At 59.4% G+C, this 21,077-nt stretch carries 21 protein-coding genes, 1 tRNA gene and 1 pseudogene; all 23 read left to right on the top strand.

The window, feature by feature from the left end:
- Nucleotides 1-139 (top strand): elongation factor Tu (tuf, locus tag HY067_03120; GenBank protein MBI3526937.1); only part of this gene is annotated, 139 nt, incomplete at its 5' end.
- A 46-nt stretch (nucleotides 140-185) separates the two neighbouring features.
- Nucleotides 186-261, top strand: a tRNA-Trp gene (locus HY067_03115).
- Between the two features lie 82 nt (nucleotides 262-343).
- Nucleotides 344-691, top strand: a complete 348-nt coding sequence (gene secE / locus HY067_03110) for a preprotein translocase subunit SecE (protein MBI3526936.1) — start codon at nucleotides 344-346, stop codon at nucleotides 689-691.
- The gene (nusG, locus tag HY067_03105) at nucleotides 691-1,227 is read left to right on the top strand and encodes a transcription termination/antitermination protein NusG (protein ID MBI3526935.1); all 537 of its coding nucleotides are present in this window, start codon (nucleotides 691-693) and stop codon (nucleotides 1,225-1,227) included. Before secE ends, nusG begins: the two co-directional genes overlap by 1 nt.
- A 65-nt stretch (nucleotides 1,228-1,292) precedes the next feature.
- Nucleotides 1,293-1,724, top strand: a complete 432-nt coding sequence (rplK, locus tag HY067_03100) for a 50S ribosomal protein L11 (GenBank protein ID MBI3526934.1) — start codon at nucleotides 1,293-1,295, stop codon at nucleotides 1,722-1,724.
- Nucleotide 1,725: 1 nt separating this feature from the next.
- Nucleotides 1,726-2,424: a 50S ribosomal protein L1 gene (rplA, locus tag HY067_03095; protein MBI3526933.1), complete on the top strand. Its 699-nt coding sequence runs from the start codon at nucleotides 1,726-1,728 to the stop codon at nucleotides 2,422-2,424.
- A gap of 238 nt (nucleotides 2,425-2,662) precedes the next feature.
- Entirely contained in the window at nucleotides 2,663-3,193 is a 531-nt protein-coding gene (gene rplJ / locus HY067_03090) for a 50S ribosomal protein L10 (GenBank protein MBI3526932.1), read from the top strand.
- 44 nt (nucleotides 3,194-3,237) lie between these two features.
- Nucleotides 3,238-3,618 carry a 50S ribosomal protein L7/L12 gene (rplL, locus tag HY067_03085; GenBank protein MBI3526931.1) on the top strand — a complete coding sequence of 127 codons (381 nt, stop codon included), beginning with the start codon at nucleotides 3,238-3,240 and terminating at the stop codon, nucleotides 3,616-3,618.
- Between the two features lie 253 nt (nucleotides 3,619-3,871).
- Entirely contained in the window at nucleotides 3,872-7,945 is a 4,074-nt protein-coding gene (rpoB, locus tag HY067_03080) for a DNA-directed RNA polymerase subunit beta (protein ID MBI3526930.1), read from the top strand.
- A 38-nt stretch (nucleotides 7,946-7,983) separates the two neighbouring features.
- Entirely contained in the window at nucleotides 7,984-12,225 is a 4,242-nt protein-coding gene (gene rpoC, locus HY067_03075) for a DNA-directed RNA polymerase subunit beta' (GenBank protein ID MBI3526929.1), read from the top strand.
- Between the two features lie 134 nt (nucleotides 12,226-12,359).
- The gene (gene rpsL / locus HY067_03070; protein MBI3526928.1) at nucleotides 12,360-12,737 is read left to right on the top strand and encodes a 30S ribosomal protein S12; all 378 of its coding nucleotides are present in this window, start codon (nucleotides 12,360-12,362) and stop codon (nucleotides 12,735-12,737) included.
- A gap of 33 nt (nucleotides 12,738-12,770) precedes the next feature.
- Complete coding sequence (gene rpsG / locus HY067_03065) at nucleotides 12,771-13,241, top strand: 30S ribosomal protein S7 (GenBank protein MBI3526927.1); 471 nt, start codon at nucleotides 12,771-12,773, stop codon at nucleotides 13,239-13,241.
- 24 nt (nucleotides 13,242-13,265) lie between these two features.
- Nucleotides 13,266-15,362, top strand: coding sequence for an elongation factor G (gene fusA, locus HY067_03060; GenBank protein ID MBI3526926.1), 2,097 nt, complete (start codon nucleotides 13,266-13,268; stop codon nucleotides 15,360-15,362).
- 16 nt (nucleotides 15,363-15,378) lie between these two features.
- Nucleotides 15,379-16,445, top strand: a pseudogene (tuf, locus tag HY067_03055) (elongation factor Tu).
- A 5-nt stretch (nucleotides 16,446-16,450) separates the two neighbouring features.
- Nucleotides 16,451-16,759 carry a 30S ribosomal protein S10 gene (gene rpsJ, locus HY067_03050; protein ID MBI3526925.1) on the top strand — a complete coding sequence of 103 codons (309 nt, stop codon included), beginning with the start codon at nucleotides 16,451-16,453 and terminating at the stop codon, nucleotides 16,757-16,759.
- Nucleotides 16,760-16,857: 98 nt separating this feature from the next.
- Nucleotides 16,858-17,502 (top strand): 50S ribosomal protein L3, encoded by a 645-nt coding sequence (gene rplC / locus HY067_03045; protein ID MBI3526924.1) that lies wholly within the window; start codon nucleotides 16,858-16,860, stop codon nucleotides 17,500-17,502.
- Nucleotides 17,502-18,122, top strand: a complete 621-nt coding sequence (rplD, locus tag HY067_03040; GenBank protein MBI3526923.1) for a 50S ribosomal protein L4 — start codon at nucleotides 17,502-17,504, stop codon at nucleotides 18,120-18,122. Before rplC ends, rplD begins: the two co-directional genes overlap by 1 nt.
- Nucleotides 18,123-18,181: 59 nt before the next feature.
- On the top strand, nucleotides 18,182-18,466 hold the full coding sequence (gene rplW, locus HY067_03035; GenBank protein ID MBI3526922.1) for a 50S ribosomal protein L23: 285 nt from the start codon (nucleotides 18,182-18,184) through the stop codon (nucleotides 18,464-18,466).
- Nucleotides 18,467-19,294, top strand: a complete 828-nt coding sequence (gene rplB / locus HY067_03030; protein MBI3526921.1) for a 50S ribosomal protein L2 — start codon at nucleotides 18,467-18,469, stop codon at nucleotides 19,292-19,294.
- Nucleotides 19,295-19,307: 13 nt separating this feature from the next.
- Nucleotides 19,308-19,607, top strand: a complete 300-nt coding sequence (gene rpsS / locus HY067_03025) for a 30S ribosomal protein S19 (GenBank protein MBI3526920.1) — start codon at nucleotides 19,308-19,310, stop codon at nucleotides 19,605-19,607.
- A 21-nt stretch (nucleotides 19,608-19,628) separates the two neighbouring features.
- Complete coding sequence (gene rplV / locus HY067_03020) at nucleotides 19,629-19,964, top strand: 50S ribosomal protein L22 (GenBank protein ID MBI3526919.1); 336 nt, start codon at nucleotides 19,629-19,631, stop codon at nucleotides 19,962-19,964.
- Nucleotides 19,965-19,966: 2 nt separating this feature from the next.
- Nucleotides 19,967-20,677: a 30S ribosomal protein S3 gene (gene rpsC, locus HY067_03015; GenBank protein MBI3526918.1), complete on the top strand. Its 711-nt coding sequence runs from the start codon at nucleotides 19,967-19,969 to the stop codon at nucleotides 20,675-20,677.
- Nucleotides 20,661-21,074 carry a 50S ribosomal protein L16 gene (rplP, locus tag HY067_03010; protein MBI3526917.1) on the top strand — a complete coding sequence of 138 codons (414 nt, stop codon included), beginning with the start codon at nucleotides 20,661-20,663 and terminating at the stop codon, nucleotides 21,072-21,074. The genes rpsC and rplP overlap by 17 nt, the downstream gene beginning before the upstream one ends.
- The last annotated feature ends 3 nt before the right edge of the window (nucleotides 21,075-21,077 follow it).

Raw genomic sequence — 21,077 nt, 5'->3', positions numbered from 1 at the left:
GATGGTGATGCCAGGGGACAACATCGGGATCACGGTGCAGTTGATTCAGCCCATTGCGATGGAAGAGGGCTTGCGCTTTGCCATTCGCGAGGGTGGTCGTACCGTGGGCGCCGGCGTCGTCGCCAAAATCCTGGAATAAAGGAAGTTTGAAACCGGGGCGTATGTAACGTCCCCACCGAATCGGAAGGCCAGTAGCTCAATTGGCAGAGCGTCGGTCTCCAAAACCGAAGGTTGGGGGTTCGAGACCCTCCTGGCCTGCCACCCGACAACCCGCAACCGGGATTTTATTAAGAGCCTAAGGTTGCGGGTTGGCGTTTAAAAGGTGGCTGAACAAGGTTCATAGATGGCAGACAAGATCAAACTGGGACTGGCGGTACTGCTGGTTGTCGCGGGCGTCGCCGGTTTTTATTTGCTGAAGGATAGCGCGGCAATTCTGCGTGTTGCTTCGGTGTTGGCCGGCCTCGTGGCAGCGGCGCTCGTTGCATGGACGACTGCGCCGGGCCGGGAGTTCTTCGTGTTCGCCCAGGAATCCGCCGCCGAAACAAAAAAGGTTGTCTGGCCGTCGCGCAAGGAAACGGTGCAGACCACCGGTATGGTGCTGGCATTCGTGCTGGTGATGGCCATATTCCTCTGGATCGTGGACGCGCTTCTGGTTTGGGGTGTGAAATTCTTGATGGGGCCTGGGGCGTGATGTCGAAGAAATGGTACGTGGTACACGCCTATTCGGGCTTCGAAAAAAGCGTTCAGCGTGCGCTGATCGAGCGCATCGCCCGAGCCGGGATGGAAGACAAGTTCGGTCAGATTCTGGTCCCGGTCGAGGAAGTCGTGGAGATGAAGGGTGGCCAGAAGAATATAAGCGAGCGCAAATTCTTCCCCGGTTATGTGCTGGTGGAAATGGAAATGTCGGACGAAACTTGGCATCTGGTCAAGAACACTGCCAAGGTGACCGGTTTTGTCGGCGGCGCGCCAGGGCGACGTCCGCCCCCGATCAGCGAAAAAGAAGTTCAGGCGATCTTGCATCAGATTCAGGAGGGCGTGGAAAAGCCCAAACCAAAGGTCTTGTTCGAAACGGGAGAGGCGGTTCGCGTAAAGGAGGGTCCGTTCACGGATTTTCACGGTTCCGTCGAGGAAGTGAACTACGACAAGAACAAGTTGCGGGTATCGGTATCCATCTTCGGGCGCGCCACGCCCGTAGAACTGGACTTCAGCCAAGTCGAGAAGGCTTGACTGTTTTGTAACGGGGAGCGCGCTCGCGGGCGCGCGCTGGGACCCACTCTCTAGAGGAGTTTTTTGTGGCCAAGAAAATTGTCGGTTTCGTCAAGCTGCAGGTACCTGCAGGCAAGGCCAACCCGAGTCCGCCCATCGGTCCGGCACTCGGCCAGCGTGGCCTGAACATCATGGAATTCTGCAAGGCATTCAACGCTCAGACGCAGGGCGTCGAGCCCGGTCTGCCGCTGCCGGTAGTGATCACGGCCTTCGCGGACAAGAGTTTCACCTTCATCATCAAGACCCCGCCCACCTCGGTGCTGATCCGCAAGGCGGCCAAGATCGAGAAAGGCAGCTCGACGCCGCACACCGATAAAGTGGGCCGGCTGACCCGTGCGCAGGTCGAGCAGATCGCGAAGCAGAAGACGCCCGATTTGACGGCGGCCAGCCTGGAAGCGGCCATGCGCACCGTAGCTGGCAGTGCCCGCAGCATGGGCGTAGAAGTGGAGGGGTTCTGACATGGCTCACCTATCCAAGCGAACCAAGGCACTGCGGTCCAAGATCGACCGCGACAAGATTTATCCGATTGTCGATGCGATCAAGCTCGTCAAGGAAGGTGCAAGCGCGAAGTTCAACGAATCGATCGACGTTGCCATCAATCTTGGCATCGACGCCAAGAAGTCGGACCAAGTCGTGCGCGGCGCGATCGTGTTGCCCAAAGGCACCGGCAAGACCGTGCGCGTCGCCGTCTTTGCCCAAGGCGATAAGGCGCAGGCGGCGAAAGACGCAGGTGCCGATGTCGTTGGTTTCGAAGATCTGGCTGCCCAGGTCAAAGAGGGCAAAATCGACTTCGATATCGCCATCGCCACGCCGGATGCCATGCGTGTGGTCGGCCAGTTAGGCCAGGTGCTCGGTCCGCGCGGTCTGATGCCCAACCCGAAAGTGGGCACGGTAACGCCCAACGTCGCGGAAGCGGTCAAGAACGCCAAGGCAGGCCAGGTGCAATACCGTGCAGATAAAGCGGGTATTGTCCAGTGCACCATCGGCCGTGCTTCATTCACCGAAGATGCGCTCAAAGAAAACTTTCTGGCTTTGATCGATGCATTGAACAAAGCCCGACCGGCAAGTACTAAGGGTATCTATTTAAAAAAGGTCTCGGTCTCCAGCACCATGGGACCGGGCGTGAAAGTGGACCAGGGAAGCCTGGCCGCTCAGTAAGAACTTTGGGACCCGGCTGCTTCAAACAGCCGGGGCCGTCAAAGACCGTAGGAATCCGCAAGGATTTAATCGTCGAGTGCAGGATCGCGACGTCCTACGCAGATGGCGTACCCACGAAACAGGTTTCGAGCAGATTGGTTGTTGTTGTCGGCTCCTGGATCGAAGGTCGCTGTATCTGAAGGGTGAGGCTGATTACCTCGGTGAGAGGCCTCTTGTTCAACTTTAGGAGGGTAGACCTTTGAGTCTCAATCTAGACGACAAGAAAGCGGCGGTGGCGGAAATCAGTGCGAAGGTTGCGGATGCGCAATCCATCGTACTCGCCGAATACCGCGGCCTCGAAGTCGGTGACATGACCGCGTTGCGCGCCAAAGCCCGCAACTCGGGCGTGTACCTCCGGGTTCTCAAGAACACCCTGGCACGCCGCGCCGTAACCGGCACGCCGTTCGAGAGTCTGGCCGAGCACATGATCGGCCCACTCGCTTATGGCATTTCCACCGATCCGGTGGCAGCGGCGAAGGTGCTCAATGAATTCGCCAAGGCGAACGAAAAGTTCGTCATCAAGGCCGGCGCCATGCCTGGCCAGGTCATGACCCCGAAACAGGTCGCGACTCTGGCCACCATGCCCAGCCGCGAGGAATTGCTGGCGAAACTCATGGGCACCATGCAGGCACCGGTCGCCAAATTTGTCCAGACGCTCAATGAAGTGCCTGGAAAATTCGTGCGTACCGTGGCTGCAGTCAGGGATCAAAAAGAGAAACAGGCTGCGTAATCGATTCCGCGACTCAACAATTTTCAAGATTTCAGGAGAACAACATGGCAGTAGCCAAAGCTGACATTCTCGAAGCAATTTCAGGCTTGACCGTTCTGGAGCTGTCCCAGCTCATCAAGGACATGGAAGAAAAATTCGGCGTTTCCGCGGCTGCGACCGCGGTTGCCGTGGCTGCACCCGCCGCCGGTGGCGGAGCGGCTGCCGCAGAAGAAAAGACCGAGTTCACCGTCATTCTCAATTCGTCTGGGGACAACAAGGTCAACGTGATCAAAGTGGTTCGTGCGGTTACCGGTCTTGGACTGAAGGAAGCCAAGGATCTGGTAGACGGCGCGCCGAAGCCCGTCAAAGAAGCCATTCCGAAGAAGGATGCCGAAGACATCAAGAAACAGCTCGAAGACGCTGGCGGCAAGGCTGAAATCAAGTAAGCAAGGCACTCGGAAGGCTGGCGGCTTCGGTCGCCGGCCTTCCCCCGTCTGACGAGCGGGTCGGAGAGGCCAAAGAAAAACCTGAAAACGGTTTTTCTTTGTCTTCTGAAGCGACTGCAGAAGACAGGTTTGGTCGGATGATCGGGGTCCCGTTCATCGTCAGCCAGCGGTTGGTAGAGGCCAACCACCACGCCAAACACCAGTCGATGAACGCAGCGTGCGGCTCCCGCCGCTGCCGTGAATCGGAGATGTCATGGCTTATTCCTTCACCGAGAAAAAGCGGATTCGCAAGAGTTTCGCCAAACGCGCGAGCGTGCTGCCCGTCCCTTATCTGCTGGCAACGCAGATCAATTCCTATGCGCAGTTTTTGCAGGCGGACGTGCATCCGGACAAGCGCAAGACTCAAGGGCTGCAGGCGGCGTTCCAGTCGATCTACCCAATCGCGAGCCACTCCGGCAATGCACGGCTCGATTTCGTCAGCTTCCAGCTTGGGATTCCGCCTTTCGATGTGAAGGAATGCCAGCAGCGCGGGTTGACCTTTGCCGCGCCGCTGCGCGCCAAGGTGCGGTTGACGATCATGGACAAGGAAGCGGCCAAGCCGACCGTCAAGGAGGTGAAGGAACAGGAGGTCTACATGGGCGAGATTCCGCTCATGACCACCACCGGCTCATTCGTCATCAACGGGACCGAGCGCGTCATCGTGTCCCAGTTACATCGGTCGCCTGGCGTTTTCTTCGAGCACGACCGCGGCAAGACGCACTCGTCCGGCAAGCTGTTGTTCTCCGCACGCATCATTCCCTACCGCGGCTCGTGGCTGGATTTCGAATTCGACCCCAAGGATTATCTGTACTTCCGCGTCGACCGTCGGCGCAAGATGCCGGCGACCATTTTGCTGAAGGCGATTGGCTACACCCCGGAACAGATCCTGGCGGGCTTCTTCATGATGGACACCTTCCATCTTTCGAAGAAGGGCATTCAGTTCGAACTCAAGCCGGACCGCTTGCGCGGCGAAACGGCACGTTTCGACATCGTCACCAAGCAGGGCAAACTCATCGTCCAGAAAGACAAGCGTATTACGGTCAAGCACGTGCGCGAAATGGAGCAAGCGGGCTTAAGCAAGATCACGGTTGCAGAGGACTTTCTGATCGGACGTACGTTGGGGCACGGCCTGGTCAACAAGGAGACCGGGGAGATCGTCGCCAATGCCAACGATGAGGTGACGGAAGATCTGCTGAAGAAGATCGTCGAAGCCGGCGTGGATACGATCGAGACCATCTATACCAACGATCTGGATCAGGGGCCTTACATCTCGCAGACACTGCGCACCGACGAAACCACCGACCAGCTGGCTGCGCAGGTGGCGATCTATCGCATGATGCGTCCGGGGGAACCGCCGACCGAAGACGCTGTTCGTACGCTGTTCAACGGCCTGTTTTACGCCGAGGAGCGTTACGACCTGTCCGCAGTGGGCCGGATGAAATTCAACCGCCGCGTCGGCCGCGATGAGCTGACTGGTCCGGGCACGCTGTCGAACGAGGACATCATTTCCGTCATCCAGATCCTGATCGACTTGCGCAACGGGCGCGGCGAAATCGATGACATCGACCATCTGGGCAATCGCCGCGTACGTTCGGTCGGCGAACTGGCGGAAAATCAGTTCCGTGCGGGTCTGGTACGGGTCGAGCGCGCGGTCAAGGAGCGTCTGTCCCAGGCCGAGTCGGAAAACCTGATGCCGCACGATTTGATCAACGCGAAGCCGGTTTCCGCGGCGGTGCGTGAATTCTTCGGTTCCAGCCAGCTGTCGCAGTTCATGGATCAGACCAATCCGCTTTCCGAGATTACCCACAAGCGCCGTGTGTCGGCGCTTGGACCGGGCGGTTTGACTCGCGAGCGGGCCGGCTTCGAGGTGCGCGACGTGCATCCGACCCATTACGGCCGGGTGTGCCCAATCGAGACGCCGGAAGGCCCGAACATCGGCCTGATCAACTCGCTGGCGCTTTATGCGCGCACCAATGAATACGGCTTTCTCGAAACGCCGTATCGCAAGGTTGCCAACGGCCGTGTAACCGATGACATCGAATTCCTGTCGGCGATCGAGGAAGGCAAGTACGTCATCGCGCAGGCCAATGCCGCTATCGACAAGAAGGGCAAGCTCCTCGACGAATTGGTCTCTTGCCGCTATCAGAATGAATTCATGATGGCTACCGGCGACCGCGTGGAATACATGGATGTGGCGCCTTCGCAGATCGTGTCGGTTGCCGCTTCGCTGATTCCCTTTCTGGAGCATGACGACGCCAACCGAGCGTTGATGGGGTCGAACATGCAGCGGCAGGCCGTGCCTTGCCTGCGCGCGGAAAAACCGCTGGTTGGTACCGGTATCGAACGCACAGTTGCGGTGGATTCCGGCACGGCCGTGCAGGCGTTGCGCGGCGGCGTGGTTGACTACGTAGACGCTTCGCGCATCGTGATACGCGTGAACGACGAGGAAACCTCGGCGGGCGAAGTTGGCGTGGATATCTACAACCTAGTCAAATACACGCGCTCCAACCAGAATACCAACATCAACCAGCGGCCGATCGTCAAAGTCGGCGACAATATTGCCCGTGGTGATGTCGTTGCGGACGGTGCCTCAACCGACGTTGGAGAATTGGCGCTCGGGCAGAACCTTCTGGTCGCGTTCATGCCCTGGAACGGCTATAACTTCGAGGATTCGATTCTGATCTCGGAGCGAGTCGTTGCCGAGGACCGCTTCACTTCGATTCACATCGAGGAGCTGTCGGTGGTAGCGCGCGACACCAAGCTTGGACCCGAGGAAATCACGCGCGATATCTCCAACTTGTCGGAAGGCATGCTGGCGCGACTGGACGAGTCGGGCATTGTTGCCATAGGCGCCGAAGTCGAGGCGGGCGATGTGCTGGTGGGCAAGGTTACGCCCAAGGGCGAGACTCAGCTTACTCCGGAAGAAAAGCTGCTGCGTGCGATCTTCGGCGAGAAGGCCTCCGATGTGAAGGACACCTCCCTGCGCGTGCCCTCGGGCATGTCCGGCACGGTGATCGATGTGCAAGTGTTTACACGCGAGGGAATCGAGCGCGATAAGCGTGCCGCTCAGATCATCGACGATGAACTCAAGCGGTACAAGAAGGACCTGGCGGACCAGTTGCGGATCGTCGAGGACGACGCATTCGGTCGTATCGAGCGCCTGCTGACCGGCAAGACCGCCAACGGTGGGCCGAAGAAACTTGCGAAGGGCACCAAGATTACCAAGGCCTACTTGCAGGAGATCGAGCGCTACCACTGGTTCGATATACGCCTGTCCAACGAAGAAGCGGCGCAACAGCTCGAAAGGTTGCAGGAAGGCCTGGAACAGACCCGCAAGTCCTTTGATGCTGCTTTCGAGGAAAAGAAACGCAAGCTGACCAGCGGCGACGAACTGCCCCCGGGCGTGCAGAAGATGGTCAAGGTCTACCTGGCGGTCAAGCGCCGGCTGCAACCCGGCGACAAGATGGCTGGTCGCCACGGCAATAAGGGCGTCATCTCCAAGATCACACCGATCGAGGACATGCCGCACATGGCAGACGGGACGCCAGTGGATGTTGTGCTCAATCCGCTCGGTGTGCCGTCGCGGATGAACGTCGGTCAGATCCTGGAGACCCATCTCGGTTGGGCGGCCAAGGGACTTGGCAAACGCATCGGCGAATTGTTGAAGGCGCAGGCGAAGATCGCCGACATCCGCAAGGCACTGATGCTGATCTACAACTCCAGCGGCAAGGCCGAAGACCTGAGCACCTTGTCCGACGAAGAGGTAATCGACCTCGCGACTAACCTGCAAGCCGGCGTGCCTTTCGCGACCCCCGTATTCGACGGGGCAACCGAAGAGGAAATCAAGACCATGCTCGAGCTCGCAGGCCTGCCCAAATCGGGACAGGTGACGCTTCTCGACGGGCGCACCGGCGAGAATTTCGACCGACCGGTCACTGTGGGTTATATGCACATGCTCAAGCTGCACCACCTGGTCGACGACAAGATGCACGCGCGTTCCACCGGCCCGTACTCGCTCGTCACCCAGCAGCCGCTGGGCGGCAAGGCGCAATTCGGCGGCCAGCGCTTCGGCGAAATGGAAGTGTGGGCGCTGGAGGCATATGGCGCCGCGTACACGCTGCAGGAAATGCTCACTGTCAAGTCCGACGATGTGGGCGGTCGCACCAAAGTGTACGAAAACATCGTCAAGGGCGAACACAAGATCGACGCCGGCATGCCGGAATCCTTCAACGTGCTGGTGAAGGAAATCCGCTCGCTCGCGATCGACATCGACCTAGACCGTTATTGATCCGGCAGTAGCCCATACCCACTGCTAAGGAGTCGTGAATGAAAGCTTTGCTCGATTTGTTCAAGCAAGTCACACAGGAAGAAGAGTTCGATGCCATCAAGATCGGCCTGGCATCGCCCGAAAAAATCCGGTCCTGGTCCTACGGGGAAGTGAAGAAACCCGAAACCATCAACTACCGGACGTTCAAACCGGAGCGCGATGGCCTGTTCTGCGCCAAGATTTTCGGTCCCGTGAAGGACTACGAGTGTCTGTGCGGAAAGTACAAGCGCCTTAAGCATCGCGGCGTCATCTGCGAAAAATGCGGCGTAGAGGTAACGCTGTCCAAGGTGCGCCGCGAGCGCATGGGACATATCGAACTGGCCTCGCCGGTGGCACACATCTGGTTCCTGAAGAGCCTGCCGAGCCGGCTCGGCATGGTGCTCGACATGACGTTGCGCGATATCGAACGGGTGCTTTATTTCGAAGCTTTCGTGGTGACCAATCCGGGGATGACGCCGATGAAGCGCGGCGACCTGCTCTCCGAAGATTCCTATATCGAGAAGGTTGAGGAATTCGGTGACGAGTTCCAGGCTGCCATGGGTGCCGAGGGCGTGCGCGAGCTGCTGCGTCATCTCAATCTCAATAAGGAGATCGACACTCTGCGCAAGGATCTGGAAGCGACGGATTCCGAAACCAAGATCAAGAAAATCGCCAAGCGCCTGAAGGTGATGGAAGGCTTCCAGAAATCGGGCATCAAGGCCGACTGGATGGTGATGGAAGTGTTGCCCGTGCTGCCGCCGGAGTTGCGCCCGCTGGTCCCGCTCGACGGTGGCCGCTTTGCGACTTCCGATCTGAACGATCTGTATCGCCGGGTGATCAACCGCAACAACCGGCTCAAGCGTCTGCTGGAACTCAAGGCCCCGGAAATCATCGTGCGCAACGAAAAGCGCATGCTGCAGGAGGCTGTCGATTCGCTTCTGGATAACGGTCGTCGCGGCAAGGCGATGACTGGCGCGAACAAGCGTCCGCTGAAATCGCTCGCCGACATGATCAAGGGCAAGGGCGGCCGTTTCCGCCAGAACCTGCTGGGCAAGCGCGTCGACTATTCCGGTCGTTCGGTGATCGTGGTCGGTCCCCAGCTAAAGCTGCATCAGTGCGGTTTGCCGAAGAAGATGGCGTTGGAGTTGTTCAAACCTTTCATCTTCCACAAGCTCGAGATCATGGGCATTGCCGGCACCATCAAGGCAGCCAAGCGTGAGGTCGAGAACGAGAACCCGGTGGTCTGGGACATCCTGGAAGAGGTCATTCGCGAGCATCCGGTGATGCTGAACCGTGCGCCCACATTGCACCGTCTGGGCATCCAGGCGTTCGAACCGGTGTTGATAGAAGGCAAGGCCATCCAGCTCCATCCGCTGGTCTGCGCGGCGTTCAACGCCGACTTCGACGGCGACCAGATGGCGGTGCACGTGCCGTTGTCGCTGGAAGCGCAGATGGAAGCGCGGACGCTGATGCTGTCGACCAACAACATTCTGTCGCCTGCGAACGGTGAACCGATCATCGTGCCGTCGCAGGACATCGTGCTGGGGCTCTACTACATGACGCGCCAGAAAATCGGCGCGCGCGGCGAAGGCATGATTTTCCGTGATGTAGCCGAGGTGCAGCGTGCCTATGACAACCGGCAGGCTGAACTCCACGCACGGGTATTGGTGCGCATCAAGGAACTGCAGAAGGACGCGGCGGGCCACGTGACCGAGAAGATCACTCGCTACGACACGACCGTCGGTCGGGCGCTGCTATCCGAGATTCTTCCTCCCGGACTGCCGTTCGAGCTGATCAACAAGGCGCTCAAGAAGAAGGAGATCTCCAAGTTGATCAACGCCGGCTTCCGGCGCTGTGGCCTGCGCGAAACGGTGATCTTCGCCGACAAGCTGATGTACACCGGATTTACTTACGCGACCCGCGCCGGCCTCTCGATTTGCGTGGACGACATGGAAATCCCGCCGGAGAAGGAGCAGCTGATCGCCGCCGCCGAGAAGGAGGTGCAGGACATCGAGGCGCAATACACGTCCGGCCTGGTCACTCAGGGCGAGCGCTACAACAAGGTGGTGGATATCTGGGGGCGCGCCGGAGACATGGTGGCCAAGGCGATGATGGAACGCCTCGGCCAGGAACCCGTGGTGGAATGGGATTCCAAGAAAGACGAGTGGGCGCAGATGAAGGACAAGAAGGGCAATCCGATGTCCCAGGAATCGTTCAATGCCATCTACATGATGGCCGATTCGGGAGCGCGTGGTTCTGCGGCGCAGATTCGCCAGCTTGCCGGAATGCGCGGCTTGATGGCGAAGCCCGACGGTTCGATCATCGAAACGCCGATCACCGCGAATTTCCGCGAAGGCCTGAACGTGCTTCAGTACTTCATTTCGACGCATGGCGCGCGCAAAGGTCTGGCCGATACCGCGTTGAAGACGGCGAATTCCGGCTATCTGACGCGACGCCTGGTCGACGTGACCCAGGATCTTGTGGTCATCGAGGACGATTGCGGTACGACGCAGGGCGTGGCGATGAAGGCGTTGATAGAGGGCGGTGAAGTGGTCGAACCGCTGCGTGATCGTATTCTCGGCCGCGTAGCAGCGAACGACGTCATTGATCCGGAGAGCAGCCAGGTCATCTTTTCGGCCGGCATGCTGCTGGATGAAGAGGCGGTGGAGCAGATCGAAGCTCGAAGCATCGACGAGGTCAAGGTGCGTACGCCGCTTACTTGCGATACGCGTTACGGATTGTGCGCCCAGTGCTACGGACGCGATTTGGGCCGCGGCCAGATGGTCAACGTCGGCGAAGCGGTCGGTGTGATCGCGGCGCAATCCATCGGCGAACCGGGAACGCAGTTGACGATGCGTACGTTCCACATCGGCGGTGCGGCATCGCGTACCGCAGTGGCAAGTCAGATCGAATCCAAGTCCAATGGCTCGGCGCGATTCTCGCCGTTGATGCGCTACGTCACCAATGCGCGCAATGAGCAGATCGCGATCTCGCGTTCCGGTGAAGTGCTGATTCTGGACGACAACGGCAGGGAGCGCGAGCGTCATAAGGTGCCTTATGGCGCCACTCTGCTTGTGGCTGATGGAAGTCCGGTCAAAGCCGGCAAGGTGCTGGCGACCTGGGACCCGCATACCCGGCCGATCATCACCGAGTATGCCGGCCGCGTGAAGTTCGACAACGTCGAGGAAGGCGTCACGGTTGCGCGTCAGATCGACGATGTAACCGGCCTCTCCACCCTCGTCGTGATCGATCCTAAGCGACGTGGTTCGGCACAGGTCAAAGGTTTGCGCCCCAGCGTCAAGCTGATCGACGACAAGGGCAGGGAAGTGAAGCTGCCCGGATCCGACCTGCCGGTCAACATCACCTTCCAGATACATTCCGTGATTACGGTGAAGGACGGGCAACAGGTCGGCGTCGGTGAAGTGCTCGCGCGTATTCCGCAGGAAACTTCCAAGACCCGCGACATCACCGGTGGTCTGCCGCGAGTGGCCGAGTTGTTCGAAGCAAGGTCACCGAAAGACGCGGGCGTGCTTGCGGAAGTGACCGGCTCCGTCTCGTTCGGCAAGGACACCAAGGGCAAACAGCGTTTGGTGATCACCGATCCGGACGCCGTTGCTCACGAATACCTGATCCCCAAGGACAAGCACGTGATGGCGCACGACGGCCAGGTGGTGAACAAGGGCGAAGTCATCGTCGACGGTCCGGCCGATCCGCACGACATCCTGCGTCTGCTGGGTGTCGAGGCGCTGGCACGTTACATCACGGATGAAGTGCAGGATGTCTATCGTCTGCAAGGCGTCAAGATCAACGACAAGCACATCGAAGTGATCGTGCGGCAGATGTTACGTCGGGTGCAAATCGTGGATATCGGCGACTCGGAGTTCATTATCGGGGAGCAGGTCGAGCGCTCCGAAGTGCTCCAGGTCAACGACAAGCTCGTTTCCGCAGGCAAGAAGCCGGCGATTTACGAATATCTGTTGCTTGGCATCACCAAGGCGTCGCTCTCCACCGATTCGTTCATTTCCGCGGCTTCCTTCCAGGAAACCACCCGCGTACTGACCGAAGCGGCGATCATGGGCAAGAAGGACGACCTGCGCGGCCTCAAGGAGAATGTCATCGTAGGCCGGCTGATTCCGGCAGGTACCGGATTGGCTTATCACAAGAATCGGCGTACCCGCGATCAGGTGGATCAGTTCGGGGCGGAGAGTCTTATCGCCGAACCAGCCACCGCGGAAGCGGCAGGCGACGAGCAGGTTGCTTGACACTCTAGGCGACGGCACTTAGAATCTGCCGTCTTTTTACCCGCCGTTCCGGCGGCAATCCCGGAGCGGTGGCGGACGCAGTACACACAAGGGACGGCGGCGACGCCGTCCCGGGTTTTTTAGGACTGTAAATAATGCCAACAATCAATCAGTTAGTCCGAAAATCCCGGACTTCGCCGAAAACGAAAAGTAAGGTGCCCGCGCTGGCGAGATCGCCGCAAAAGCGTGGTGTGTGCACTCGCGTGTACACCACAACCCCGAAGAAGCCCAACTCCGCATTGCGTAAAGTTGCCAAAGTCCGTCTAACCAATGGCTTCGAAGTCATCAGCTACATCGGCGGTGAAGGACACAATTTGCAGGAGCACTCGGTCGTGCTGATTCGCGGAGGCCGGGTGAAGGATCTGCCGGGTGTGCGTTACCACATGGTACGCGGCAGTCTGGATACCCAGGGTGTGAAGGATCGGAAGCAGAGCCGCTCCAAATACGGCGCCAAGAAGCCGAAAGCCGCCTGATCGCGGAAAAAAATTCTGAAGGACTGAGGACTTATGCCACGACGCAGAGAAGTACCGAAGCGCGAGACGCTTCCGGATCCCAAATACAGCAGCCAGGAGCTTGCCAAGTTCGTCAACGTGCTGATGACGCGCGGCAAGAAATCGGTCGCGGAACGCATCGTCTACGGGGCACTTGATCAGATCAGCAAAAAAACCGGCAAGGATCCGCTGGAAGTTTTCAGTCTGGCACTCAACAACGTGCGTCCGATGGTTGAGGTCAAGAGCCGACGCGTCGGCGGTGCGAACTACCAGGTTCCGGTCGAAGTGCGCTCGGTGCGCCGCAATGCCCTGGCGATGCGCTGGCTGCGCGATGCCGCACGCAAGCGCGCCGAAAAATCGATGGATGCGCGTCTGGCAAGTGAGCTGGCCGAAGCCGCGGAAGGCCGCGGCGGCGCGATGAAGAAGCGCGAGGAAGTGCACCGCATGGCAGAGGCCAACAAGGCTTTTGCCCACTATCGGTTCTAACTCGCGAGACATCCGGAAAAACTCATGCCCCGCTCCACGCCTATCGAACGTTACCGCAACATCGGCATCAGTGCGCATATCGATGCAGGTAAGACCACGACCACCGAACGCATCCTGTTCTACACCGGTGTATCGCACAAGATCGGCGAGGTCCACGACGGCGCCGCCATCATGGACTGGATGGAGCAGGAGCGCGAACGCGGCATTACCATCACTTCGGCGGCAACGACGTGCTTTTGGAAGGGGATGGACGGCACGCGACCCCAGCACCGCATCAACATCATCGACACGCCGGGACACGTCGATTTCACCATCGAAGTCGAGCGTTCAATGCGGGTGCTCGATGGTGCGTGCATGGTCTATGACGCTGTGGCGGGTGTGCAGCCGCAGTCGGAGACGGTCTGGCGCCAGGCGAACAAGTACAAGGTGCCGCGACTGGCATTCATCAACAAGATGGACCGGCAGGGCGCCGACTTCTTCAAGTCCTACGATCACATCAGAACGCGGCTGAAGGGTAATCCGATACCGATTCAGGTGCCGATTGGCGCGGAGGAGAAATTTGAAGGCCTGGTCGATCTGGTCAAGATGAAGGCCATCTACTGGGACGAAGCGTCCCAGGGGATGAAGTACGAGGAGCGCGAAATTCCGGCTGATCTCGTCGAGGAATGCAAGACCTGGCGGGAAAAGCTCGTCGAAGCTGCGGCGGAAGCCAATGACGAGTTGATGAACAAATATCTCGAGGGGCACGATCTCTCGATCGAAGACATCAAGAAGGGCCTGCGCATCCGCGTCATCAAGAACGAGGTCGTGCCCATGCTGTGCGGCTCGGCGTTCAAGAACAAGGGCGTGCAGGCCATGCTCGACGCTGTGATCGACTACATGCCGTCGCCGATCGATATTCCCCCGGTCTCCGGTGAGACCGAGAGGGGCGAGCTCGTGACGCGCAAAGCTGACGACAGCGAGCCGTTTGCGGCGCTGGCGTTCAAGATCATGACCGACCCTTACGTCGGCCAGTTGACGTTCATCCGAGTCTATTCCGGCGTGCTGAATTCCGGCGACACCGTTTACAACTCGGTACGCGAGCGCAAGGAACGTATCGGCCGGCTGCTGCAGATGCACGCCAACCAGCGCGAGGAAATCAAGGAAGTGCGCGCCGGGGACATCGCGGCCGCCGTCGGCCTGAAGGAAGCATCGACCGGCGAAACGCTGTGTCATCCCGACAAGATCATCATGCTTGAGCGCATGGTTTTCCCGGAGCCTGTCATTTCCCAGGCCGTGGAACCGAAAACCAAGGCCGATCAGGAAAAGATGGGTATCGCGCTGAACCGCCTTGCGCAGGAAGATCCGTCATTTCGCGTGCGCACCGACGAAGAATCCGGTCAGACCATCATTTCCGGGATGGGCGAGTTGCATCTCGAAATCATCGTCGATCGCATGAAGCGCGAATTCGGCGTCGAAGCCAACGTTGGCAAGCCGCAGGTGGCTTACCGGGAAGCGATCAAAAAATCGGTCGAAGTCGAGGGCAAATTCATCAAGCAGTCCGGTGGCCGTGGTCAGTATGGCCACGTCTGGATCAAGGTCGAGCCGAACGAGGCGGGCAAGGGCTACGAGTTCGTCGATGCGATCAAGGGTGGCACGGTGCCGCGCGAATATATTCCGGCAGTGGATAAGGGTTTGCAGGAAACCTTGCCGAACGGCGTGCTGGCCGGCTTCCCGGTTGTGGATGTCAAGGTCACGTTGTTCGACGGTTCTTACCACGATGTCGATTCGAACGAAAACGCATTCAAGATGGCGGCCTCGATGGCATTCAAGGACGGCATGCGCAAGGCGAACCCGGTTCTGCTCGAGCCGATGATGGCGGTGGAAGTGGAAACGCCGGAAAATTTCATGGGTAATGTGATCGGCGATCTCTCTTCGCGTCGCGGCATGATCCAGGGGCAAGAGGAAGTGGCCGGCACGATGGTGATCAAGGCCGAGGTGCCGCTGGCTGAAATGTTCGGTTATTCGACCTCGTTGCGTTCGGCCACCCAGGGGCGCGCTACGTACACGATGGAATTCAAGCACTACGCCGAAGCTCCGAAGACGGTCGCGGAAGCTGTGATCAATAAGAAGGCTGCGTAAGCAGGAAGGAACAGCGATGGCAAAGGGAAAGTTTGAGCGCACGAAGCCGCACGTGAACGTGGGGACGATAGGGCACGTGGACCATGGCAAGACGACGCTGACGGCGGCGATCACGCACGTGCTGTCGAAGAAATTCGGTGGCGAGGCGAAGAACTACGACCAGATCGATGCGGCGCCGGAAGAAAAGGCACGCGGCATCACGATCAACACGGCGCACGTGGAATACGAGACGGCCAAGCGCCACTACGCCCACGTCGACTGCCCGGGGCATGCCGACTACGTCAAGAACATGATCACCGGTGCGGCGCAGATGGATGGCGCGATTCTGGTGGTCTCCGCCGCGGACGGTCCGATGCCGCAGACGCGCGAGCACATCCTGCTGGCGCGCCAAGTGGGCGTGCCCTACATCGTCGTGTTCATGAACAAGGCCGACATGGTCGACGACAAGGAACTGCTCGAACTCGTCGAAATGGAAGTGCGCGAACTGCTCTCCAAGTACGAATTCCCCGGCGACAAGACCCCGATCATCATCGGCAGCGCGTTGAAGGCCCTGGAAGGCGACAAGGGGGAACTGGGCGAAGTGGCGATCTTCAAGCTCGCCGACGCCCTGGACTCCTACATCCCCGAGCCCAAGCGGGCCTTGGATGGTCCGTTCCTGCTGCCGGTGGAAGACGTCTTCTCCATCTCCGGTCGCGGCACCGTGGTGACGGGGCGGGTGGAGCGCGGCATCGTCAAGGTGGGCGATGAACTCGAGATCGTGGGCCTGAAGCCCACCGTCAAGACCGTGTGTACCGGGATTGAAATGTTCCGCAAGCTGCTCGACCAGGGGCAGGCGGGCGACAACGTGGGGGTGCTGCTGCGCGGCACCAAGCGCGAAGAAGTCGAGCGCGGCCAGGTGCTGGCCAAGCCCGGCTCGATCACCCCGCACACCAAGTTTTCTGCCGGATGGTGATGCCAGGGGACAACATCGGGATCACGGTGCAGTTGATTCAGCCCATTGCGATGGAAGAGGGCTTGCGCTTTGCCATTCGCGAGGGTGGTCGTACCGTGGGCGCCGGCGTCGTCGCCAAAATCCTGGAATAAAGAAAATGCAAAGCCAGAAAATCCGCATTCGGTTGAAAGCCTTCGATTACCGCCTGATCGACCAATCGGCGATCGAAATTGTCGAGACCGCCAAGCGCACCGGCGCCGTAGTCAAGGGCCCGGTTCCGTTGCCCACCCGCATCGAGCGTTTCGATGTGCTGCGCAGCCCGCACGTGAACAAGACGTCGCGCGATCAGTTCGAGATCCGTACGCATCTGAGACTGATGGACATCATCGACCCCACCGACAAGACGGTCGATGCATTGATGAAGCTCGACCTGCCCGCAGGTGTGGACGTAGAGATCAAGCTGTAACGAGCAGTACCCGGGGCCCGGTCTAATAAGAGCCGGCCCGGTAAAAATAGATCGGCCGGTCAATTGAAACTGGCCCCTTTTGTTAAAGGGAAACAAAAATGAGCTTAGGACTTGTCGGTCGCAAGATCGGCATGACGAGACTGTTTACCGATGATGGCGATGCTGTCCCGGTTACTGTCGTCGACGTGTCGAACAATCGCGTGACCCAGATCAAGACGCCGGAAACCGACGGTTATGCCGCGGTCCAGGTCGCATTCGGCAAGCGCCGCGCGAGTCGCGTGAGCAAGCCCGCTGCCGGCCATTTTGCCAAGGCAGGCGTCGAGGCTGGTCACGTTCTCAGTGAATTTCGCGTGGAGCCCGATCAACTTGCCAATTTCAAGGTTGGCGGGCAGATCGGCGTAGACATATTCAAGGTTGGCCAGCTGGTGGACGTTACCGGCACAACGGTGGGCAAGGGTTTCGCTGGCGTTATCAAACGCCACCACTTCTCCTCGAACCGCGCCAGTCACGGTAATTCGCGTTCCCACAACGTTCCCGGCTCCATCGGCATGGCACAGGATCCGGGGCGCGTTTTCCCCGGCAAACGCATGTCCGGTCACCTGGGTTCGGTGAAGCGTACGGCGCAGAAGCTTCAGATCGTACGCATCGACGCCGAACGCCAGCTGCTGCTCATCAAAGGGGCGGTACCTGGGTCCGAGGGTGGTGGCTTGGTTGTACATCCTTCTGTGAAGGCGAGGGCGTAATGGAATTAAAACTGATCGACGAAAAGGGTCAGGCCACAGCCAGCGTGAAGGCGTCGGACGAATTGTTTGGCCGCGAATACAGCGAGTCTCTCGTGCATCAGGTCGTGACCGCTTACCTGGCCAACGCACGCATGGGGACGCGCGCGCAGAAGGGCCGCAGCGATATCGCGAAATCCACACGCAAGCCTTGGCGCCAGAAAGGCACCGGCCGTGCACGTGCGGGCATGGCTTCCAGCCCGTTGTGGCGCGGTGGCGGCAAGATATTTCCGAACAGCCCGGAAGAGAATTTCACCCACAAGGTCAACCGCAAGATGTTCCGCGCCGGCCTGGCTGCGATCCTGTCGCAGCTCGCGCGCGAAGGCCGGCTTGCGGTCGTGGAGGACTTTGCCCTCACCTCGCCCAAGACTAGGCTGCTGGCCCAAAAGGTCAAGGAAATGGGCCTGGAGAATGTGCTGATCATTACCGACAAGCTCGACGAAAACCTGGTCCTGTCGGCACGCAACCTGCCAAATGTTCTCGTGATAGAACCGAAGCAGGCCGATCCGGTCAGCCTGCTGCGCTTCAATAACACGCTGATCACCAAAGGCGCGGTCGCTAAAATCGAGGAGATGCTGGCATGAACGCAGCCGCTATTAAACAGGACGGTATCAAGCAGACCGGTTTCAATCCGGAGCGCCTGATGCAGGTTCTGCTGGCGCCGGTGGTTTCCGAAAAGAGCACCTTTGTTGCGGACAAAAACGAACAGGTGATTTTCCGTGTCGTCGCGGACGCGACCAAGCCCGAGATCAAGGCCGCAGTGGAACTGCTGTTCAAGGTCCAGGTCGACAGCGTCCAGGTAGCCAACGTCAAGGGCAAGGAAAAGCGTTTCGGCCGCTTCATCGGCCGGCGCCGTCACTGGAAGAAGGCCTACGTTTGCCTGAAGCCAGGCCAGGAGATCAATTTCGCAGCCGGGGAGACCAAGTAAATGGCACTGGTCAAAGTCAAGCCGACATCGCCGGGCCGCCGTGCGCTCGTCAAGGTCGTCAATCCGAACCTGCATAGGGGCAAGCCGGTCGCCGCGCTGATCGAAAAGCAGAGCAAGCGTGCCGGCCGGAACAACAGCGGGCATATCACCACCCGCCATCAAGGCGGCGGACACAAGCAGCACTACCGTATCGTCGACTTCGTCCGCGACAAGGACGGCATTGTGGCCAAAGTCGAACGCCTCGAGTACGACCCGAACCGAAGCGCCAACCTCGCATTGCTGTGTTATGCCGACGGCGAGCGCCGTTATGTGATCGCGCCCAAGGATGCAACGGTAGGCCAGGAAATCATCAATGGTTCGGAAGCGCCGATCAAGCCGGGCAACACGTTACCGTTGCGTAACATCCCGGTCGGCACCACGATCAACTGCATTGAAATGCAGCCAGGCAAGGGCGCGCAACTGGCCCGCGCAGCCGGCGCGTCGGTGCAGTTGCTGGCGCGCGAAGGCGTTTACGCCCAGCTACGCCTGCGCTCCGGCGAGATCCGCAAGGTGCACGTCGATTGCCGCGCGACTATCGGTGAAGTCGGCAACGAGGAACATAACCTGGAATCGATCGGCAAGGCGGGCCGTGTACGCTGGCGCGGCGTGCGCCCGACAGTGCGCGGCGTTGCCATGAACCCGATCGATCACCCGCACGGCGGCGGCGAAGGCAAAACTGCAGCCGGTCGCGATCCGGTGAGTCCCTGGGGCACTCCAACGAAGGGTTACAAGACCCGCCGCAACAAGCGCACGCGCAGCATGATTGTGCGTAATCGCCACGGCAAATAAAGGGTAAGGACATATGGCACGTTCGATCAAGAAGGGCCCGTTCGTCGATCACCATCTGGTGCAGAAAGTGGAGACGGCGCGTGCGTCCAAAGACAAGCGTCCGATCAAAACCTGGTCGCGCCGTTCCACCATCCTTCCCGATTTCGTCGGACTGACCATCGCCATACACAATGGCCGGCAGCATGTGCCGATCTATATCAGCGAAAACATGGTCGGACACAAGCTCGGTGAATTTGCGTTGACCCGTACGTTCAAAGGCCATACCGGGGACAAGAAAGCTGCTGTCGCCCCGACGTCGGGTCCGAAGAAGTAAGGGAGACGAGGAGACATGACTATGAGAACTTCTGCTGTACTGCGCGGTGTCCGGTTATCGGCCCAGAAAGGCCGGCTGGTCGCCGACCAGATTCGCGGAATGCCGGTGGACAAGGCCCTCAATCTGCTGGCCTTCAGTCCCAAGAAAGGCGCCAAGATCATTCGCAAGGTCCTCGAATCGGCCATCGCCAATGCCGAGCATAACGACGGCGCCGATATCGACGAATTGCAGGTGAGGATCATTCATGTGGAGCAGGGCGCGAGCCTCAAGCGCTTCATGCCACGCGCAAAGGGTCGTGGTTTCAAAATCACCAAGCCCACCTGCCATATCTATCTCACCGTCGGGGACAAGGAGTAAGCATGGGACAGAAAATTCACCCGATAGGATTCCGGCTTTCGGTTCAGCGCAACTGGACATCGCGCTGGTATTCGAACAGCAAGAATTTCCCAGCAATGCTGCACGAGGACATCAAGGTCCGTGACTTCCTGAAGAAGAAGCTGGCGCATGCCGCGGTCAGCAAGGTTGTCATCGAGCGTCCGGCCAAGAACGCCAAGATCACCGTATACAGCGCGCGGCCCGGCGTGGTCATCGGCAAAAAAGGCGAGGACATTGAAAATCTGCGCGGACAACTGCAGAAACTGATGGGCGTGCCGGTCCATGTCAACATCGAGGAGGTGCGCAAGCCCGAGGTGGATGCGCAGCTGATCTCCGATTCGATCGCGCAGCAGCTGGAAAAGCGGATCATGTTCCGTCGTGCGATGAAGCGGGCGATCCAGAACGCCATGCGCCTGGGCGCGCAAGGCATCAAGATCATGAGTGCCGGGCGTCTGAACGGGATAGAAATTGCCCGCACCGAGTGGTATCGCGAAGGCCGCGTACCGCTTCATACCCTGCGCGCCGATATCGATTATGGATTCTCCGAAGCGAAAACCACCTATGGCGTGATCGGCATCAAGGTCTGGGTGTTTAAGGGCGAAGTACTGGGTCGCGGCGAGCAACCGGTGGCCGCGCCCGCTCCCGAACCCGAGAGGAAGGCAAGACGAGGAGCGAAGCATGCTGCAACCAGCTAGAAGGAAGTATCGCAAGGAACAGAAGGGCCGCAACACCGGCGTGGCAACCCGCGGTGCGAAGGTCAGCTTCGGCGAGTTTGGCCTGAAGGCCGTCGGCCGCGGCCGGTTGACCGCGCGCCAGATCGAAGCTGCGCGTCGGGCGATGACGCGCCATATCAAGCGCGGTGGACGGATCTGGATCCGGATTTTCCCGGACAAGCCGATTTCACAGAAACCCGCGGAAGTGCGCATGGGCAACGGCAAGGGCAACCCGGAGTACTACGTGGCGGAAATCCAGCCCGGCAAGGTGCTCTACGAGATGGACGGCGTCGACGAAACACTGGCGCGCGAGGCATTTCGCCTGGCGGCGGCCAAGCTGCCGATCCAGACCACGTTCGTAATCAGACAGGTGGGATAAGCG

The organism is Betaproteobacteria bacterium (assembly GCA_016194905.1).
Lineage (GTDB): Bacteria > Pseudomonadota > Gammaproteobacteria > Burkholderiales > JACQAP01 > JACQAP01.
Note: the sequence above shows the minus strand (reverse complement) of the source record. Positions and strands in the feature narration are given on the sequence as shown.

Excerpts from the sequence above, each read along its gene's own strand:
- secE (MBI3526936.1), top strand. The coding sequence starts at position 344 with ATGGCAGACAAGATCAAACTGGGACTGGCGGTACTGCTGGTTGTCGCG.
- nusG (MBI3526935.1), top strand. The coding sequence starts at position 691 with ATGTCGAAGAAATGGTACGTGGTACACGCCTATTCGGGCTTCGAAAAA.
- rplA (MBI3526933.1), top strand. The coding sequence starts at position 1,726 with ATGGCTCACCTATCCAAGCGAACCAAGGCACTGCGGTCCAAGATCGAC.
- rplL (MBI3526931.1), top strand. The coding sequence starts at position 3,238 with ATGGCAGTAGCCAAAGCTGACATTCTCGAAGCAATTTCAGGCTTGACC.
- rpoB (MBI3526930.1), top strand. The coding sequence starts at position 3,872 with ATGGCTTATTCCTTCACCGAGAAAAAGCGGATTCGCAAGAGTTTCGCC.
- rpoC (MBI3526929.1), top strand. The coding sequence starts at position 7,984 with ATGAAAGCTTTGCTCGATTTGTTCAAGCAAGTCACACAGGAAGAAGAG.
- rpsL (MBI3526928.1), top strand. The coding sequence starts at position 12,360 with ATGCCAACAATCAATCAGTTAGTCCGAAAATCCCGGACTTCGCCGAAA.
- rpsG (MBI3526927.1), top strand. The coding sequence starts at position 12,771 with ATGCCACGACGCAGAGAAGTACCGAAGCGCGAGACGCTTCCGGATCCC.
- fusA (MBI3526926.1), top strand. The coding sequence starts at position 13,266 with ATGCCCCGCTCCACGCCTATCGAACGTTACCGCAACATCGGCATCAGT.
- rpsJ (MBI3526925.1), top strand. The coding sequence starts at position 16,451 with ATGCAAAGCCAGAAAATCCGCATTCGGTTGAAAGCCTTCGATTACCGC.
- rplC (MBI3526924.1), top strand. The coding sequence starts at position 16,858 with ATGAGCTTAGGACTTGTCGGTCGCAAGATCGGCATGACGAGACTGTTT.
- rplD (MBI3526923.1), top strand. The coding sequence starts at position 17,502 with ATGGAATTAAAACTGATCGACGAAAAGGGTCAGGCCACAGCCAGCGTG.
- rplW (MBI3526922.1), top strand. The coding sequence starts at position 18,182 with ATGCAGGTTCTGCTGGCGCCGGTGGTTTCCGAAAAGAGCACCTTTGTT.
- rplB (MBI3526921.1), top strand. The coding sequence starts at position 18,467 with ATGGCACTGGTCAAAGTCAAGCCGACATCGCCGGGCCGCCGTGCGCTC.
- rpsS (MBI3526920.1), top strand. The coding sequence starts at position 19,308 with ATGGCACGTTCGATCAAGAAGGGCCCGTTCGTCGATCACCATCTGGTG.
- rplV (MBI3526919.1), top strand. The coding sequence starts at position 19,629 with ATGAGAACTTCTGCTGTACTGCGCGGTGTCCGGTTATCGGCCCAGAAA.
- rpsC (MBI3526918.1), top strand. The coding sequence starts at position 19,967 with ATGGGACAGAAAATTCACCCGATAGGATTCCGGCTTTCGGTTCAGCGC.
- rplP (MBI3526917.1), top strand. The coding sequence starts at position 20,661 with ATGCTGCAACCAGCTAGAAGGAAGTATCGCAAGGAACAGAAGGGCCGC.